The sequence below is a fragment of the Ochrobactrum vermis genome, from assembly GCF_002975205.1.
GTDB classification, from domain to species: Bacteria; Pseudomonadota; Alphaproteobacteria; order Rhizobiales; family Rhizobiaceae; genus Brucella; species Brucella vermis.
Window position 1 is genome coordinate 1,263,391 of record NZ_PCOC01000002.1, and the last position, 16,373, is coordinate 1,279,763.

Sequence of the window (16,373 nt, forward strand, 5' to 3'; positions counted from 1 at the left end):
GTGCGGTGAAAGGCGTTAATTGGCCTTCAGCAGTTCGCGCGCGATAATGAGTTTCTGCACTTCCGTTGCGCCCTCATAGATGCGAAGTGCGCGTATCTCGCGATAAAGCCGCTCGACGATTTCGCCGCTTTTCACACCGCGACCGCCAAACATCTGGACGGCCTTGTCGATGGTTTGCTGGGCGTTTTCCGTCGCAACCATCTTGGCCATGGCGGCTTCCTTGGTGGTGTTCAGCTTCTGAACGTCGCGCCGCCATGCTGCGCGATAGGTCAGAAGTGCTGCGGCGTCGATATCGGTCGCCATGTCACCGAGCGTGGCTTGCGTCAGCTGCAAGTCGGCCAAAGCGCCGCCGAACATCGGACGCGACCGTGCATGGGACAGCGCCTCGCTGGCTGCACGGCGTGCAAAGCCAAGTGCTGCTGCCGCAACCGATGCGCGGAAAATATCAAGCGTGCGCATGGCGATCTTGAAGCCTTCGCCCGGCGCGCCGAGGCGACGCGAGGCCGGGATGCGGCAATTGTCGAAGCGGATCGTGGCCAGCGGATGCGGCGCTATCACATCGATGCGTTCCGCAATGGAAAAGCCGGGATCGGTGGCGAAAACGACAAAAGCCGAAATGCCCCGCGTGCCGGGTGCTTCGCCGGTGCGGGCAAAGACGGTGTAGACATCGGCGATGCCGCCATTGGAAATCCAGGTCTTTTCACCGTCGAGCACATAATGGTCGCCATCGGCTCTGGCGGCGCAGCTCATCGCCGCCACATCGGACCCTGCCAGTTTTTCCGAAAGGGCAAAGGCCGAAATCCATTCGCCGCTTGCCACTTTCGGCAGCACGGCCTGCTTGAGTTCGTCCGATGCGGTGAGGCTGATCGCACCGGTGCCGAGGCCCTGCATGGCAAAGGCGAAGTCGGCCAGACCGTCATGATAGGCCAATGTCTCGCGGGCAATGCAAAGCTTGCGGGAATCGATGCCTTCGCCGCCGGTCAGGCTGACGGCTGCTTCCAGCAGCCCGGCTTGGCCCAGCGCTTTCACCAAAGCGCGGCAGGCATTGTCCGTGTCGCTGTGATCGACGCTAGCCAGCGCCGGACTTTTAGCAAAGGCATCGAGTTTTGCGGCCCAGTCGGCATGGGCTTTGTCAAAAAACGGCCAGTCGAGATGCTCCCGCGTGAGCGGCTTTGCTGCGGAACTATCCATCGTCAGTTCCCCTCGAAAACGGGCTTTTGCTTGGCGGCGAAAGCCTCGAAGGCGCGGCGGAAATCCTGCGTCGCCATGCAGATCGCCTGCGCTTGTGCTTCCGATTCCACCAGTTCTTCAATGCCCATTGCCCATTCCTGATTGAGCATGGTTTTGGTCATGCCATGCGCGAACCATGGACCGTCGGCAATATTGCGCGCCAGCGCCTCGGCCTTGCCAAGCAGGTCGCCCTGCGAATGCAGCGCGTTGAAGAAGCCCCAGCGCTCGCCTTCGTAGGCACTCATAAAGCGTCCGGTATAAAGCAGTTCCGACGCACGGCCCTGACCGATCAGTCGCGGGAGAATGCCGCATGCACCCATATCGGCGCCAGCAAGGCCGACACGGGTGAAGAGGAAGGCCGTCTTGGCTTCCGGCGTCGCGATGCGCAAATCCGATGCCATGGCCAGAATTGCGCCTGCGCCTGCGCAAATGCCATCAACGGCGGCAATGATCTGCTGCGGACATTTGCGCATGGCCTTGACGACATCGCCGGTCATGCGCGTGAAAGCCAGAAGATCGGGCATCGCCATTTTGGTCAGCGGTTCGATGATCTCGAACACATCGCCGCCCGACGAGAAGTTTCCGCCAGCGCCGGTCAGCACGATGGTGCGCACGTCGGAGGCATAGACGAGATTGCGAAACAGATCGCGCAGCTCGGCATAGCTTTCAAATGTCAGCGGATTTTTCCGGTCTGGGCGGTTCAGGGTCAGCGTGGCAACGCGACCATCTTCGCTTGTCTGCCATAGAAAATGCGTGGCCTGATAGTCCTTGAAAGGCTTCAGATTGCTCGCCATCGAAATCGTGCTGTCGTTCATCCTGCCATTACCTCCCCACCGGCGATTGCAATCGCCTGTCCAGTTATCGATTGCGCGCCGGGCGATGTCAGCCACAGCACGGTTTCAGCCACTTCTTCCGGCTGTATCAGGCGTCCCTGCGGGTTCGCCTTGACGAATTCTGCCAGAACATCTTCCTCCGACCGCCCGGTTTTGGCGACAATGGCCGCAATAGAGCGGGAGATGATCGGCGTGTCGGTGAAACCGGGGCAAACGGCATTGACCGTCACGCCCTTGCGGGCGAGTTCCAGCGCCAGTGCGCGGGTCAGGCCCACGACCCCGTGCTTTGCCGCGCAATAGGCCGAAACATAAGCATAGCCGCTCAGGCCCGCCGTGGAGGCGATATTGACAATGCGCCCGCCCTTGCCGCCCGACTTGATGTCATCAAGGGTCGCCTGCGTCACATTGAAAACGCCGGTCAGATCTACATCGAGAACGCGGCTCCACATGTCGAGGCTGGTTTTCTCGAAAGGTGCGCTCGGTGCTTCCCCGGCATTGTTGATAAGAATGCTGACCGGCCCGAATGCGGCGCGCGCGCTGTCCAGCCCGGTTGCAATGGCTTCGCAGTTGGTCACATCGAAACCATCGGCGATAAAGCACCGTTGCCAGTCCAGAAGGGCGGCGGTTGCTTCCAGCGGTTCGCGGCGGCGGCCCGCCAGCGTCACATTGGCCCCGGCGCACGCAAGGCCAACGGCGATAGCGGCGCCGATGCCGCTACCGGCGCCGGTGACCAGCGCATGCTTGCCGGAAAGGGCAAGGCCAACAGCAGCATCGTTCATCGCAATCTCCCCGTTATCTCACCGGCTCTATTTCGCGCCTTGCGGCGCAGCGGCGGCGCGGGCGAGATTGGCTTCATACTGATACTTGGCGGAGCGATATTGCTTCGGCCACGCGATGGAATTAATGCCAATTTTTGCCGCCTCATGCAGCGCCCAGGACGGATCGGCCAGATGCGGACGGGCCACGGCGCAGAGATCGGCGCGCCCAGCCGCAATGATCGAATTGGCATGATCGGCTTCCGAAATCGCGCCGACGGCAATCGTCGGAATGTGGATTTCGTTGCGGATCTTGTCGGAGAACGGGGTTTGGAACAGACGGCCATAAACCGGCTTTTCTTCCTTCCAGACCTGACCCGACGAACAGTCGATCAGATCGGCGCCTGCGGCTTTGAACATGTCTGCAAAAATGGCGGCATCTTCCGGCGTGTTGCCGCCTTCAAACCAGTCGTGACAGGAAAGGCGAACCGAGATCGGCTTATCCTGCGGCCAGACTTCGCGGACTGCATGAAAGACTTCCAGCGGATAGCGCGCACGGTTTTCGTAGCTGCCGCCATATTCGTCCTCGCGCCGGTTGGTGAGCGGCGAGAGGAAGCTCGACAGAAGATAGCCATGCGCACAGTGCAGTTCCAGCCAATCGACGCCCGCTTCTGCAGCGCGTTTGGTGGCAGTGACAAAATCCGCTTTCACCCGGTCCATGTCGGCGCGGTCCATCGCCTTCGGCGTCTGGCTGTGCTTGAGATAGGGCAGGGCGGAAGCAGACAGAAGCGGCCATGAACCCTCTTCCAGCGGCTGGTCGATCCCTTCCCATGCAAGCTTGGTTGCGCCCTTGCGCCCGGCATGGCCGATCTGCATGGCAACCTTGGCATTGCTGTTGCCGTGGACGAAATCGACGACGCGCTTCCAGCCTTCGGCCTGCGCATCGTTCCAGATGCCGAGACAGCCAGGGGTAATCCGTGCATCGGGGGACACGCAGGTCATTTCGGCAAAGACCAGTCCCGCGCCGCCCATGGCGCGGCTGCCGAGATGCACCATATGGAAATCGTCGATCAGGCCGTCGGTCGCGGAATACATGGCCATTGGCGAAACGACGATGCGGTTTGGCAACGTCACGCCGCGCAGCGTATAGGGCGTGAACATTGGCGGCAGGCAACGCTCGTCTTCCGTCACGTTCAGCCCCTGCTTGCGGGCGAACCAGCGCTCATAACCTTCCAGCCAGTTCTTGTCGCGCAGGCGCAGATTTTCGTGGCTGATGCGCTGCGAACGCGTGAGCATGGAATACATGAACTGTTCCGGCTCCAGCGTGTCGGCATAACGTTGGCCTACGACCTCGAACCATTCCATGGCGTTGCGCGCAGCGTTCTGGATGCGAGCAACATCGACCCGGCGGATTTCCTCATAGGCATGCAGGACTTCAGGAATGCCTTCCTTGCCGTGGCCGAGCTTCTGGAACTGGTTGGCCAGTTCAATCGCGTCGTCGATGGCGAGTTTGGTGCCCGAGCCGATGGCGAAATGCGCGGTATGGGCGGCGTCACCCATCAACACCACATGGGAATTGCCGTTGAAGTGGCTCCATTTTCCGCAAATCAGACGGCTGAAGTTCAGCCAGGCGGACCCGCGCATATGGCGCGCATTGGTCATGAGCGGCACGCCTTCCAGCGTTTCCGCAAAGAGCTTCTCGCAGAAATCGATAGATGCCGTCTGGTCCATCTGGTCCAGACCATGCGCCTGATACGCTTCCTCAGTGGTTTCGATGATGAAGGTCGAGGTCTTGTCGTCGAATTTGTAGATATGCGCCTGGAACCAGCCGTGATCAGTCTTGCGGAAGTCGAAGGTAAAGGCGTCGAACAGCTTTTCCGTGCCGAGCCAGATATAGCGATTGGGCCGGACGATCATATCGGGCTCGAACACGTCCTCATAGCGATTGCGAATACGGGAGTTCAGGCCGTCCGAAGCGATGATGAGATCGGCGTCCGGGAAATCGAGATCGCTTTCCACGTCGGTTTCAAACTGAAGCTTCACGCCGAGCGCTTCGCAGCGCAGCTGAAGAATGTTGAGCAGACGCTTGCGCCCGATGCCGACGAAGCCGTGGCCGCTGGTGCGCTGGCGCGTGCCCTTGAACAGCACCTCGATATCGTCCCAGTGATTGAAGGCGTCCTGAATTTCAGCCGCACTTTCCGGGTCCCAGACTTTCATCGATTCCATGGTCGCGTCGGAAAACACCACGCCCCAGCCGAAGGTGTCGTAAGGGCGGTTCCGCTCCACGACCGTAATGTCATGTTCTGGATGAAGTTTTTTCATCAGAAGGCCGAAATAAAGGCCAGCCGGACCTCCTCCAATACACACGATACGCATGTTGAGTTCCCTTTCCGATATGCTGCCGAACGGCGCCGGTTAATTATTTTAAGCTTAAAATATAATTGGGAGTTTCGGTACGTCAAGCAAAAAAATCAGCTTATTTTTCATGCTGTTTGGGAAGAGGGCAGCATGGCGTCAAACTGATATATGCAAATGCAATAATTATAATCCGGCCAAAAACCACTATTGACACAGTTTAGAATTGGAAAATATGCTGATGCAAATGAATTGATATTCCGGAGAACGGAAAAGGGGAATTGTCATGGCGGAGCGCTCATTCGCCCGCGAGGTCGAGGATCTGAAGCTCGGCGAAGGCGATATTTTCAGTGGCGAGGGCATTCTGGCCATCACCAAGGCGCTGTTGCAGTCAGGCGTGTCCTATGTCGGCGGCTATCAGGGCTCGCCGATTTCGCATCTTATGGACGTTCTCGCAGATGCGAAGGACGTGATGGAAGATCTCGGCGTCCATTTCGAATCGTCCGCATCGGAAGCTGCGGCTGCGGCGATGCTTTCCGCCTCTGTAATGTATCCGGTGCGCGGCGCGGTGACGTGGAAATCGACGGCTGGCACCAATGTCGCCTCCGACGCCCTGTCCAACCTTGCCTCTGGCGGCGTGACCGGCGGCGCGCTGGTCATCATCGGCGAGGATTATGGCGAAGGTTCCTCCATCATGCAGGAGCGCAGCCACGCCTATGCGATGAAATCGCAAATGTGGCTTTTAACGCCACGGCCCAACCTGCCTTCGATCGTGGAAGCCGTTGAAAAAGGCTTCGAACTGTCGGAAGCCTCCAACACGCCGGTCATGTTGCAGGTGGGCATTCGCAGCTGCCATGTGCATGGTCAGTTTGTTGCGAAGGATAACAAGCGGCCTGCCCACACGCTGGCCGATGCGCTGGAAAATCCGAGGCGCGACGTCAATCGCATCGTTCTGCCGCCCGCATCTTTCCTGCACGAGAAGGAAAAGCTCGAAAAGCGCTGGCCCGCAGCCGTCGAGTTCGTCAAAGCCAATCGTCTCAATGAATATTTCGGTCCCGAAGAGGGCGATGTCGGCATCATCCTGCAAGGCGGGCTTTACAACAGCGCCATGCGGGCCTTGCAGCAAATGGGGCTGGCCGATGTTTACGGCGAAAGCCGCGTTCCGCTCTATGTGATGAATGTCGCCTATCCGATGATAGACGACGAGGTCATCGACTTCGTTGCCCGCAAGAAAGCTGTGGTGATGCTGGAGGAGGGTGCGCCTGAATATATCGAGCAGGCGCTGCATACGCTGCTGCGCCGCCGCGATATCCAGACAAAACTTTCCGGCAAGGATGTGCTGCCGCTGGGCGGCGAATACACGACACCTGTGCTTTTGAAGGGCCTGACGGCATTTTTCGATGCATACGCGCCGCAATTGCTCGGCAACCGTCCGCCGCTGCCCGATCCGTCGCCGGTTCTGGCCGATGCGCGCGTCAAGGCGCTGGCCGAAGTGGTGCCGCCGCGCCCCGCCGGTTTCTGCACCGGTTGCCCGGAGCGCCCGATCTTCGCCGCCATGAAGCTGGTGGAAAAGGAGCTGGGTGAGCATCACGTGTCTGCCGATATCGGCTGCCATCTCTTTTCCATTCTGCCGCCGTTCAATCTTGGCGGAACCACCATGGGCTACGGTCTTGGTCCGGCTTCGGCTTCCGCTTTCAACGTGCCTGCGGGCAAGCGCTCCATTTCGGTGATGGGCGATGGCGGATTCTGGCACAACGGTCTTGCCACTTCGGTCGGTAATGCCGTCTTCAACAAGCAGGATGGCGTCATCCTCGTGGTCGATAATTACTATTCGTCGGCGACGGGCGGTCAGGATGTGATGTCCTCCAGGGCGATCAATCCGCGCCGCAAGACCAACAATTCCATCGTCGATGCGGTCAAGGGAATTGGTGCAGGCTGGGTTCGCCAGATCGACCACACCTATGACGTTGCCAAGATGCGCGACACGCTGAAGGAAGCGCTGACGACGGAAGAAAAAGGCCCAAAGATCATCGTGGCGTCGTCGGAATGCATGCTCAACAAGCAGCGCCGCGTGAAGCCACAATTCGCCAAGGCCGTCAAGGACGGCAAGCGGATGGTCAAGCAGCGTTTCGGCGTCGATGAAGATGTGTGCACCGGCGATCACGCCTGTATCCGCCTGTCGGGTTGCCCGTCGCTTTCGGTGAAGCATACCGACGATCCGCTGAAGGACGATCCGGTCGCGGCCATCGACAATTCCTGCGTTGGTTGCGGCAATTGCGGCGAGGTCTCGGAAGCGGCGGTTCTGTGCCCGTCCTTCTATCGCGCCGATGTCATCCACAACCCGACGGGTTGGGACAAGTTCATGCATCGCCTGCGCTCCGGCGTCATTGGCTGGCTGCAAAAGCGCCGCCGCGCGTCGCGCATCGTCTTTGCGGATTGAGGAACAGGCTATGTCTACACTGAATGCATCGCCGTCCGCTCTTCTTTCGCAGGACAAGCCGCTGTCGATGGCCATCCTCGCCATGGGTGGTCAGGGCGGCGGGGTTCTGGCCGACTGGGTTGTGGCGCTGGCGGAAGCCAACGGCTTTGTCGCGCAGACAACCTCCGTGCCCGGCGTGGCGCAGAGAACAGGCGCTACGATCTATTATCTGGAGCTGTTGCGACCACGCGAAGGTGCGCATCCGATCCTGTCACTGATGCCCACACCGGGCGATGTCGATATCGTCATTGCGGCGGAATTGATGGAAGCGGGGCGCTCGGTGCTGCGCGGTCTCGTGACACCCGACAAAACCTTGCTCATCACCTCCACCCATCGCTCCTTTGCCGTGGGCGAAAAGGAAAAGCCGGGCGACGGCATCGGTAATCCGGTGGTCGTCGAGGACGCGACAGCCTTTGCCGCGCGCAAGACCATTGCCTTTGACATGGAAGCGCTGGCAACGAAAAGCGGCAGCGTGGTCTCCTCGGCCTTGTTCGGCGCGCTTGCGGCTTCCGGTGCTTTGCCGTTCGACAAGGCGGCTTTCGAAGCAACCATCAAGTCTGGCGGCAAAGGCATTGAGGCAAGTCTGAGAGCTTTTGAAGCTGCCTATCAGCGCGCACTTGGTGGCGCGAATGACAAGCTGGCGGCAACGCCTGCAAAGCGGCTCGACCCTCTGCCCGAACGGTCCGATCATCCCGCGCTGGATGGGCTTATCAAGCGCATTCGCAGCGAGTTTCCCGGTGAGTGCCATCCGATGCTCTTTGCGGGCATCAAGAAACTGACCGAGTTTCAGGACCCGGCCTATGCGGATGAATATCTGATCCGTTGCGCCGCCTTGCTCAAGGCTGATCGCGATAATGGCGGTGCGGCGCATGGTTTTGCCTTCACCGAACAGGCGGCAAAATATGTTGCTGTCGCCATGGCCTATGACGATGTGGTCCGGGTGGCCGATATCAAGGTGCGCGGCTCGCGGTTCGAGCGGGTGCGCAAGGAAATCGGCCTCAAGAAGGACCAGATCGCCTATACGACCGAATATATGCATCCGCGCATGGAAGAAGTGTGCGGCACCTTGCCGAAAGGCATCGGCGCATGGATCGAAAATCGCCCAAAGCTCTTTGCGTGGCTCGACAAGCGTGTCAGCAAGGGGCGCCGGGTGAATACGGGAACGCTGTTCTGGTTCACCGGTCTTTATGTCGTTTCGGGGTTGCGTCGTTTCCGGCGCGGTAGCTTGCGCCATCAGCGCGAGGTTGAACACCGTGAAGCCTGGCTGGCACAGGCGCTGACCGTCTTACCGCAGAACTATGATCTTGCGGTTGAGGTTCTTGGTTGCCGCCGTCTGGTCAAGGGCTACTCCGATACGCATTCGCGTGGCCTGTCGAAATTCGACCGCGTCATGTCGGCCTTGCCAGTTCTAAGCGAGCGGGACGACGGCGCGGCATGGCTGCGGCGTCTGCGACAAGCGGCTTTGCTGGACGAACAGGGCATCGCGCTTGATGGCGCGCTGAAGACAATCGCGACGCTCTGACAAAGAGCGCACCTCGCCAATTCAAAATAAAAAGGGGAAAGCTATGTCTCAAGCCCAGAGCATAGATGCGCCGGCTATGGCCGGAAAGGAAATATCGGCAGGCAAAAGCCTGCTTGTCGTTGGCCTGTGCTGGCTTGCGATTTTCGCGGAAGGCTATGATGTCGGTGTCATCGGTGCCATTCTGCCCGCCTTGTCGGTCGATCCGGTCTGGCAGCTGACGCCGATAGAGCTTGGCGCCATCGGCAGCTACACGGTGATCGGCATGCTGATCGGCGGCATTCTTGCCGGCACGCTGAGCGAGCTTCACGGTCGCAAGCCGCTGTTCGTCGCCTGCATCACCGTGTTTTCGCTGTGCATGATTGTCAGCGCCATGGCGCCGACACCCTTCATCTTCGGATTGAGCCGGTTCATTTCGGGCATTGGTCTTGGCGGGATTATTCCGGTCGCGGCGGCGCTGACGGTGGAATATTCCCCCATCAAGAAGAAGAGCTTCAATTATGGTTTGATGTATTCAGGCTATTCGATGGGGTTGCTTGCCGCTGCGCTCTGCGGTCGCGGTTTTCTTGAAGCCCATGGCTGGCGCACCATCGTGCTGATCGGCGCTATCCCGCTGCTGTTCGTTCCGATCTTCCTCGCATTCCTGCCGGAAAGCGTGGAATCGCTGGTCCAGCGCGGCAAGCATGATGCAGCGCGCAAGACGGCAGCGCGCATGGGCGTCGGCGTTCCGGCGGCGATTGTCCGCAAGCATGGCAAGGTTGGCTGGCGCACGGTGTTCAGCGAAATCTTCTCCCAGAAAAAGGCGTTTGAAACGGCCTGCTTCTGGAGCGCGCTTTTCATGGGGCTGCTGCTGGTCTATGGCCTCGCGCAATGGCTGCCGCAGATCATGCGCAAGAACGGCTATGATCTCGGCAACAGCCTGCTGTTTCTCGCAGTCTTCAGCCTCAGCTCGGCAATCGGCGGTATCGTACTGGGCACATGGGCGGATCGCTTCGGCGTGCAGCGTACCGTTGCCTGTTCCTATGCGCTGGGTGCACTCGGTATTGTGGCGCTCGCCTTCAAGGGCTCGTTGCTGATGAACTATGTGTTTGTGGCAATTGCCGGTTTTGGCACCGTGTCGGCGTCGCTGGTTCTCACAGGCTTTCTGGCCCAGCGGCTCGATTCCTCGATCCGTTCTGCCGGAACCGGCTGGGCGCTGAGCTTCTCCCGCATTGGCGCGCTGTCGGGCCCGCTTCTGGGCGGTTTGATTGCAAGCCTCAATGTCGGCCCGCAATGGAACTTCTACATCTTTGCTATCGTTGCCGCTTTGGCAGCTGTGGCAACCGCGCTGATCCCGTCACGCTCGACGGATTGATCTAACCTAGAGCGTTTCACCTTTTAACGGAACCATATCCGGCGTTTACCAAATAGTTTTGGCATTCGGCGGGCTGGATGGTTTCGACCAGCCTGCCGATATGACGCCATGTGTCTTCGATGGTGCGCTTTTGTGCATTTCTCATCCAATGCTTGATCTTGGAAAAGGCTTGTTCGATCGGATTGAGGTCCGGCGAATAGGGTGGCAGGAACCAGAGCCGCGCACCGGCGGCTTTGATCAATTGACGGATGGTTGCCGACTTATGGCTGCCGAGATTGTCCATGACGACAATGTCGCCTGGCTTGAGCACCGGGACCAACTGCTGCTCGACATAGGCGCGGAAACACTGGCCGTTCATCGGTCCGTCGAAGACACAGGGTGCTGTAAGCTGATCGTTCCTCAAAGCGCCCAGGAATGTCAGCGTGCGCCAATGGCCATGCGGTGCAAATGCCCGCAGTCGCTTGCCTTTTGGACCCCAGCCTCTGATCGGCGACATGTTGGTCTTGATCCAGGTCTCATCAATGAAGACCAGCCGTTCGGGATCGAGATGATTTTGCAGGGTCTTCCAGCGCTGTCTTTTGCGAGCGACGTCGGCACGAGCTTGCTCAAGGGCGAATAGTGTTTTTTTTGAAGCGCAGCCCTTCACTGCGAATGAATTCCCAGATCGTATTGTGCGAGACGGAAATACCCCGCTCGGTCAACGCCGCCTTCAGGCCATGGAGTGTCAGGTGTGGGTTCTCGGCGAGCCGTTGCACAATGATATCACGATGCGGTTCGAGTATCCGCTTGCGGTGGCCGCCCATCTTGCCGGGATGAACCGATCCGGTCGCACGATGGCGCTGGGACCATTTTACGACTGAAGATGCGGCAATTTCAAACCGCGTCGCCACTGAACGAACGCTTTCGCCACTCAGCACGGCGGCAACAACGCGCTCTCGAAGATCATTCGATATCGGTGCGGTCATCCAACGCTGGCCTCCATCCAGCCAGCATCAGTGAATCAGAACAAAACTGATTTGGGAAGCCCATTCGATTCAGAGAAAAACGGAAACGCTCTAGTACCGGCTCGCTTTCTTGAAGCGGGCCGGGTTTAGAGTTCGTTTTTACGGATATTGCGCAGCATTTTCTGCAAGGTGCCGACAAAGGCGCGATGCTCGTCTTCATCGATGCCTTCAAACAATTGCAGCAGCAGATCATACATGGCCGGCCATGCTTCGTTGAAGATGTTGCGGCCTTCTTCGGTCATCGAAATATCGCGGATGCGCATATCTTCGGCGCGGGCCTGACGGCGAATGTAACCCTGCTCTTCCAGCGAATCGAGCGTGCGGCTCATGGTGGATTGTTCGGTCACGGTAAAGACCGCAAGCTCATTGATCGTGGCCGAAGGGGTGACACTCAGGACGGCGAGCGTTCGCAATTTGACGGTCGTGATCTTGCGGCCTTTCAGCGCTTCTGCAAGGTTCGCATTATAGCGCGCCATCAGGCGGTTCATCAGGTAGGGCGCAAAACTGTTCAGGCCGATCTCGCCCAGCGAACGCGCGGGGTTCTCCTCCTGATGCTCGGAAGCCAGAACCGTACCTGAGAAGCGTTCCTCCATGAATTCCCTCGCTATCGATCATGGTTGCAACAGTCATGCGCCCGATGCGATGCGGCATCAGGCACAACAAGGCGCTCTCATCGGTGTTAATATCGGTTGCGGAAAGAAGCCAGAGAAAAAGGCGGATGCGACCTGGCAATCGCATCCGCCGCCGTTCTTTAGAGCGCGTTTCGATCTGATTAAATCAGATCGGCGCTCTAATTTCTTCTATTTTAAGCATAATCTTATCGATCCTCGTTTCACTCCGGTCGGATTATGCTCTAAATCAGGGGCGGGAGGCCTCGCCCGAAATCCCGTTGCCGCTGGTGGCAATGGCAACCTTGTCGTCGTTCAGGTTGAAACTCTCGCGGGTGACCACAAGAATGATGGCCAGAATGATCGCTTCCATGATCGCGAAGGTCAGGAAGGCGCTGACAAAAGATCCGCCCGAAAGCTTGATGACAACGCCCATGACCCAGGGCGAAATGAAGGTCGCAATGATGGCAAAGATCTCGGCATAACCGACCGCTGCCGTCGCCAGTTCTTCCGGATATTTTTCGCTGAGGAATGCGAAGATCGCACCGCCGCCGAAAAGCGCTACACCGCTCAAAAGCGCCATCAAAATGAGCCAGCCGAAGCCGAGTGGTATTGCCATGCCTATGGTGAACATCACCGCGACGAGAACGGCAAGCACGGTTCCGAATTTAATCATCCCCGTTTTGTTCAGCCGGTCGGCGGCGTAACCGCCGATGACCAGAAACACGACCTGCGACAGCCCCATCAGGGTTCCGACCAGTGCCGCGTCTTCCACCGGCATCTGATGCACAGCAATATATCCGGGAATGACCCATGTGGCGGTTCCGGCAATCGCCATCGTGCAGGCCGAAATGCCGAGGCTGCCGACGATGATCCATTTCGAGCGGAAGATGCTGCCCAATGAGGCCGTGGAGGTCTGCCGCTTTTCAGGCTCCCAGCGGAAATCTCTAAAACCGATATGGGCCGGATTGTTGCGGGTGAAGAGCAGTACGCCAGCCGCCGTCACCAGCGTTCCGATGGCAAGAATGGCGAAGAAGGTGCGCCAGCCATAGGTGATGGAAAGCGGAATGCCAATCGCGAAGTCCAGCGTGATTGCCAGACTATAGGCTGCGAGGATCAAGCCGATCATGCTGCCGCGCCGCTTCTGCGGGAACCAGCCGATGATGAGTTTCATATTGCCGAGGAAAATCGCTGCGTCGAAGAAACCGATAAACAGGCGCAGCGCAATCAACTGGGCGTATGTCTGCACATAGACTTGCGCCACCATGCCGATGGCGGTGAAGGAAAGCCCGATCAGTAGCAGCGATCGGGCACTCATGCGGCGGCTCAATTGCGACCAGACGATCATGCCGAGACCATAGGTCAGCGCAAATATCCCCTGCGCCAGACCGGCCTGCGCGGAATCGAGCTGAAGTGTTTCCGAAATGAACGGTATCACCGCCGCAAAGGCGTACCAGTCGGCGGCGAGAAACATCTCGCACAAAAGCGCCAGCGCCAGCATTCCCCATTGCCAGCGCTTTATTCTGGATTGATCTAAGTCCGATAGGCTTTCCCATTGCATGGCTTGGTTCCCCTTATTTTTACCTGCAAAGCTGTGATGCGCATCTTTATGGGCGCTCAAACCGTCGAGAGAAAATCGCGCACAAGTGTTGCCGCCGCCGGCGTTTCCTCAAACAGCAGATGTCCGGTCGCGCCGAGTGTCTCCAGACGCGCGCCGCCGATCACGCGCTGCCATTCTTGGCCATACTGTGCCGGGATAACCCGGTCTTTCTCACCCCATAGGATCAGGGTCGGCATGTTCAACCGATGCAGCCAATGGCCAAGTTTTGGATTGCCGCGCCCATCAGTTGCGTGAACGCGCGCCAGCGCACCCATTTCACGCCCGAGTGTTGCATCGAACTGGCTGTCGGGCTCTGTCGGGAAATAGCGGAGTGTGACCGCCGGATCGTGCGTTAGATGGGCAGGAATATCGGCTGGCGCGACCTGAAACAGATCGGGGATAGGGATTGCCGTACGGTCGAGACCGGCGGGCGCTGCAAGAAACAGCGCGGCCAGCCTGTCCGGCTGTCTGATCGCGTATTCGGCGGCGATCCAGCCGCCGAGCGAAAAACCGCCAAGACTAAACCGGCCCAGCCCCAGCGCATCGAAGAAATCCATGTAATGGAGCACGTAGTCGCCGATCTGCACGATATCGGCATCGTCGTCGCTTTCGCCGAAATTCGGATGAAACGGAATGATGAGCCGGTTTCTGGAAGCAATGTCGGTCAGGCTGTCGAAGCCGGGAAATGTCCCGGTTCCATGCAGAAAGATGACATCCTTGCCTTCACCCTTCACGAGATAGGTGACGGTTTTGTCCCGGATTTCGACCGTGCGTTTTTCAAAACTGCTCGAGTAATTCAACATCTTTCCACCTTATGCCGCTGGCTTGGTGTGACTGGACCAATTGCTTTCTCATCTGGTCGACGGCGCTGTCGATCCGCGTTTCCAGAGCCGGAGGCAACATTCCGTCCGGTTCCAGTTCCGCCGAACAGGCATAGATGCCGGTTGCGACGGTTCCTGCTTCGAAAAAGCCGAATAACGGGCGCAGATGATGCTCGACGACCAGCGCGTGACGATGCCCGCCGCCCACTGCACACAGAACGGTCGGGCGACCGCGCAGCGCCAGTGGATGAACGAGATCGAACACATGCTTGAAAAGGCCGGGATAACTGCCCTGATAGACAGGGCAGCCGACGATCAGAGCATCGCAATGCTCGATCTCCGAAATGAGGCTTTCAGACTGCCGGTCGAGTGCCTTGCGATTGACGGTGAACAGGTTCGGCCCGGCATGCGACAGGTCCAGATGTGTGACCGTTACATCGTCCTCCGCTTCCAGCCTTGCGGCAATCGCTTGGGTCAACCGATGAACTTTCGTCGGGCGATCACACCCGACGAAGCTGACAATATTTCTCGTCATGACCGGTCTCAGTTTTCGCTGATGCCGAAAACGGTCCATCGCGCGTCGGGACCCGAAATACCGAGCAGACCTTTGCCGCATTCCTCGACGATCTGGTCGGCGAGCAGGATATGCTGGGTGCCGGAATGGATGTCGCGATAGAAGCGCTGCATGGCCGTGTTGTGCAGCGATGCGCCGCGTGCCGCACGATGTGCGAATGTCGCCACATCCGAAACGATGTCATGCATATAGCGCAGCGAAAGTTTCACCATCGTCATCTGGTCGAGGGATGGAACACCGCCGGATGCGGTGGTCTGCGAGACATCTTCCCATGTTTCCATGGCAAGCGCTCGCGCCGCCCGATAGCGGGCTTCCGCATTGGCAAACTGGAACCGCAGGCTAGCGCTGTCCGCACTTTTGCCGAACGGATCCTGACGCTGACGGATCACCTTCGCGAGTTCGTCGAGAATCCGGCGACCAACACCGATGGCCCAGCTCGTATGGGTGAGGGCGCTGTAGCCTGCCAGCCCGAGATGGCCCTGCGACTGACCGCGTTTCGGTGCGGACTGCGTGAAACTATAGACCATGGAATCCGGTACGAAGAGGTCTTCATCGGTTGCAAGCGTATAGTCGAAGCTGCCGGTGGCGCGCAGGCCCAGCACATCCCAGTTGCCGAGCAGCTGGATTGTCGAGCGCGGGTGATGCGCAACGATAATCTGCGGTGCGCTGGTTTCGTCCTTCAGTAGCGCCTTTCCGCTCGGATCCTTGGGATCAAGCAGGAAACAGCCGGAATGAATCCATTCTGCGTGGAAGATGGAGCTTCCATAGGCCCAGTTGCCGCGGATCATATAGCCGCCGTCGACCTTGCGGGCAAAGCCGCGCGGCACGCCATTGCCCGCAATGGTGATATCGACACCATCCTTGAATACATTGGCAATCCCCTCGTCGTCGAGGTAGATCGCCATGGTCGTGCCTTCCATATTGTTGACCATCGTGCACCAGCCGGACGATGCATGGGCGTAAGATAGCGCCGACATGATTTTCATGGCATCGATGGGCCGCAGTTCCGCGCCGCCGACTTCCTTGGGAAACAGCATCGTGTAGAAGCCGCCCTTGCGCATCGCGTCCACGACGTCATCATGCATGCGCCCGAGTTTCTCGGCTTCTTCCGCCTTTTCCTCAATCAAAGGTAGAATCGATTGCAGACGGTCGTTGAAGCCCTGAAGGACTGCGGAATAGTTGTCGGCCGTGTGAGTCCGGTGCACGCTGGTATCCAAGTTAGTTCCCCTTGATTTAGTGGT

13 protein-coding genes are annotated in these 16,373 nt (G+C 58.7%); 3 read left to right on the top strand and 10 right to left on the bottom strand.

Annotated features, from left to right (window positions below; genetic code table 11):
• Positions 1 to 15: 15 nt before the first annotated feature.
• From CQZ93_RS20220 to CQZ93_RS20235, 4 genes are read right to left on the bottom strand one after another with little or no spacing between them, the layout of a single operon-like run.
• The gene (locus CQZ93_RS20220; RefSeq protein WP_105544342.1) at positions 16 to 1,191 is read right to left on the bottom strand and encodes an acyl-CoA dehydrogenase family protein; all 1,176 of its coding nucleotides are present in this window, start codon (positions 1,189 to 1,191) and stop codon (positions 16 to 18) included.
• A 2-nt stretch (positions 1,192 to 1,193) separates the two neighbouring features.
• Positions 1,194 to 2,045, bottom strand: a complete 852-nt coding sequence (locus CQZ93_RS20225) for an enoyl-CoA hydratase family protein (protein ID WP_105544343.1) — start codon at positions 2,043 to 2,045, stop codon at positions 1,194 to 1,196.
• Positions 2,042 to 2,842, bottom strand: a complete 801-nt coding sequence (locus CQZ93_RS20230) for an SDR family NAD(P)-dependent oxidoreductase (protein ID WP_105544344.1) — start codon at positions 2,840 to 2,842, stop codon at positions 2,042 to 2,044. Before CQZ93_RS20230 ends, CQZ93_RS20225 begins: the two co-directional genes overlap by 4 nt.
• Before the next feature lie 27 nt (positions 2,843 to 2,869).
• Positions 2,870 to 5,194: a bifunctional salicylyl-CoA 5-hydroxylase/oxidoreductase gene (locus CQZ93_RS20235; protein WP_105544345.1), complete on the bottom strand. Its 2,325-nt coding sequence runs from the start codon at positions 5,192 to 5,194 to the stop codon at positions 2,870 to 2,872.
• A gap of 265 nt (positions 5,195 to 5,459) precedes the next feature.
• On the opposite strand from CQZ93_RS20235, the gene CQZ93_RS20240 reads away from it, so the two are divergent.
• Genes CQZ93_RS20240 through CQZ93_RS20250 form a run of 3 tightly spaced genes read left to right on the top strand, consistent with a single transcriptional unit; the run spans position 5,460 to position 10,525 of the window.
• Complete coding sequence (locus CQZ93_RS20240; RefSeq protein ID WP_105544346.1) at positions 5,460 to 7,613, top strand: ferredoxin family protein; 2,154 nt, start codon at positions 5,460 to 5,462, stop codon at positions 7,611 to 7,613.
• A 10-nt stretch (positions 7,614 to 7,623) separates the two neighbouring features.
• A complete protein-coding gene (locus tag CQZ93_RS20245) occupies positions 7,624 to 9,174 on the top strand; it encodes an indolepyruvate oxidoreductase subunit beta family protein (RefSeq protein WP_105544347.1) in 1,551 nt (516 codons plus the stop codon).
• Between the two features lie 43 nt (positions 9,175 to 9,217).
• Positions 9,218 to 10,525 (top strand): MFS transporter, encoded by a 1,308-nt coding sequence (locus CQZ93_RS20250; protein ID WP_105544348.1) that lies wholly within the window; start codon positions 9,218 to 9,220, stop codon positions 10,523 to 10,525.
• 16 nt (positions 10,526 to 10,541) lie between these two features.
• On the opposite strand, the gene CQZ93_RS20255 is transcribed toward CQZ93_RS20250, so the two are convergent.
• The 6 genes from CQZ93_RS20255 to CQZ93_RS20280 form a co-directional block, all read right to left on the bottom strand.
• Positions 10,542 to 11,490 (bottom strand): IS630 family transposase gene (locus CQZ93_RS20255; RefSeq protein WP_105544278.1). Its coding sequence is split into 2 segments (ribosomal slippage): positions 10,542 to 11,153 and positions 11,155 to 11,490, totalling 948 coding nucleotides; the frame shifts between segments, so codons are not numbered across the junction.
• A 125-nt stretch (positions 11,491 to 11,615) separates the two neighbouring features.
• Positions 11,616 to 12,122 carry a MarR family winged helix-turn-helix transcriptional regulator gene (locus CQZ93_RS20260; protein WP_105544349.1) on the bottom strand — a complete coding sequence of 169 codons (507 nt, stop codon included), beginning with the start codon at positions 12,120 to 12,122 and terminating at the stop codon, positions 11,616 to 11,618.
• A 265-nt stretch (positions 12,123 to 12,387) separates the two neighbouring features.
• A complete protein-coding gene (locus CQZ93_RS20265; RefSeq protein ID WP_105544350.1) occupies positions 12,388 to 13,698 on the bottom strand; it encodes an MFS transporter in 1,311 nt (436 codons plus the stop codon).
• 56 nt (positions 13,699 to 13,754) lie between these two features.
• Positions 13,755 to 14,540, bottom strand: a complete 786-nt coding sequence (locus CQZ93_RS20270) for an alpha/beta fold hydrolase (RefSeq protein ID WP_105544351.1) — start codon at positions 14,538 to 14,540, stop codon at positions 13,755 to 13,757.
• Complete coding sequence (locus CQZ93_RS20275) at positions 14,515 to 15,093, bottom strand: NAD(P)H-dependent oxidoreductase (protein ID WP_105544352.1); 579 nt, start codon at positions 15,091 to 15,093, stop codon at positions 14,515 to 14,517. The genes CQZ93_RS20270 and CQZ93_RS20275 overlap by 26 nt, the downstream gene beginning before the upstream one ends.
• Positions 15,094 to 15,101: 8 nt before the next feature.
• Entirely contained in the window at positions 15,102 to 16,337 is a 1,236-nt protein-coding gene (locus tag CQZ93_RS20280; RefSeq protein WP_286154229.1) for an acyl-CoA dehydrogenase family protein, read from the bottom strand.
• Positions 16,338 to 16,373: the final 36 nt, after the last annotated feature.

What these genes read in the sequence shown, in the direction of transcription:
- CQZ93_RS20220 (WP_105544342.1), bottom strand. Translation starts at nt 1,191, where the DNA reads ATGGATAGTTCCGCAGCAAAGCCGCTCACGCGGGAGCATCTCGACTGG.
- CQZ93_RS20225 (WP_105544343.1), bottom strand. Translation starts at nt 2,045, where the DNA reads ATGAACGACAGCACGATTTCGATGGCGAGCAATCTGAAGCCTTTCAAG.
- CQZ93_RS20230 (WP_105544344.1), bottom strand. Translation starts at nt 2,842, where the DNA reads ATGAACGATGCTGCTGTTGGCCTTGCCCTTTCCGGCAAGCATGCGCTG.
- CQZ93_RS20235 (WP_105544345.1), bottom strand. Translation starts at nt 5,194, where the DNA reads ATGCGTATCGTGTGTATTGGAGGAGGTCCGGCTGGCCTTTATTTCGGC.
- CQZ93_RS20240 (WP_105544346.1), top strand. Translation starts at nt 5,460, where the DNA reads ATGGCGGAGCGCTCATTCGCCCGCGAGGTCGAGGATCTGAAGCTCGGC.
- CQZ93_RS20245 (WP_105544347.1), top strand. Translation starts at nt 7,624, where the DNA reads ATGTCTACACTGAATGCATCGCCGTCCGCTCTTCTTTCGCAGGACAAG.
- CQZ93_RS20250 (WP_105544348.1), top strand. Translation starts at nt 9,218, where the DNA reads ATGTCTCAAGCCCAGAGCATAGATGCGCCGGCTATGGCCGGAAAGGAA.
- CQZ93_RS20260 (WP_105544349.1), bottom strand. Translation starts at nt 12,122, where the DNA reads ATGGAGGAACGCTTCTCAGGTACGGTTCTGGCTTCCGAGCATCAGGAG.
- CQZ93_RS20265 (WP_105544350.1), bottom strand. Translation starts at nt 13,698, where the DNA reads ATGCAATGGGAAAGCCTATCGGACTTAGATCAATCCAGAATAAAGCGC.
- CQZ93_RS20270 (WP_105544351.1), bottom strand. Translation starts at nt 14,540, where the DNA reads ATGTTGAATTACTCGAGCAGTTTTGAAAAACGCACGGTCGAAATCCGG.
- CQZ93_RS20275 (WP_105544352.1), bottom strand. Translation starts at nt 15,093, where the DNA reads ATGACGAGAAATATTGTCAGCTTCGTCGGGTGTGATCGCCCGACGAAA.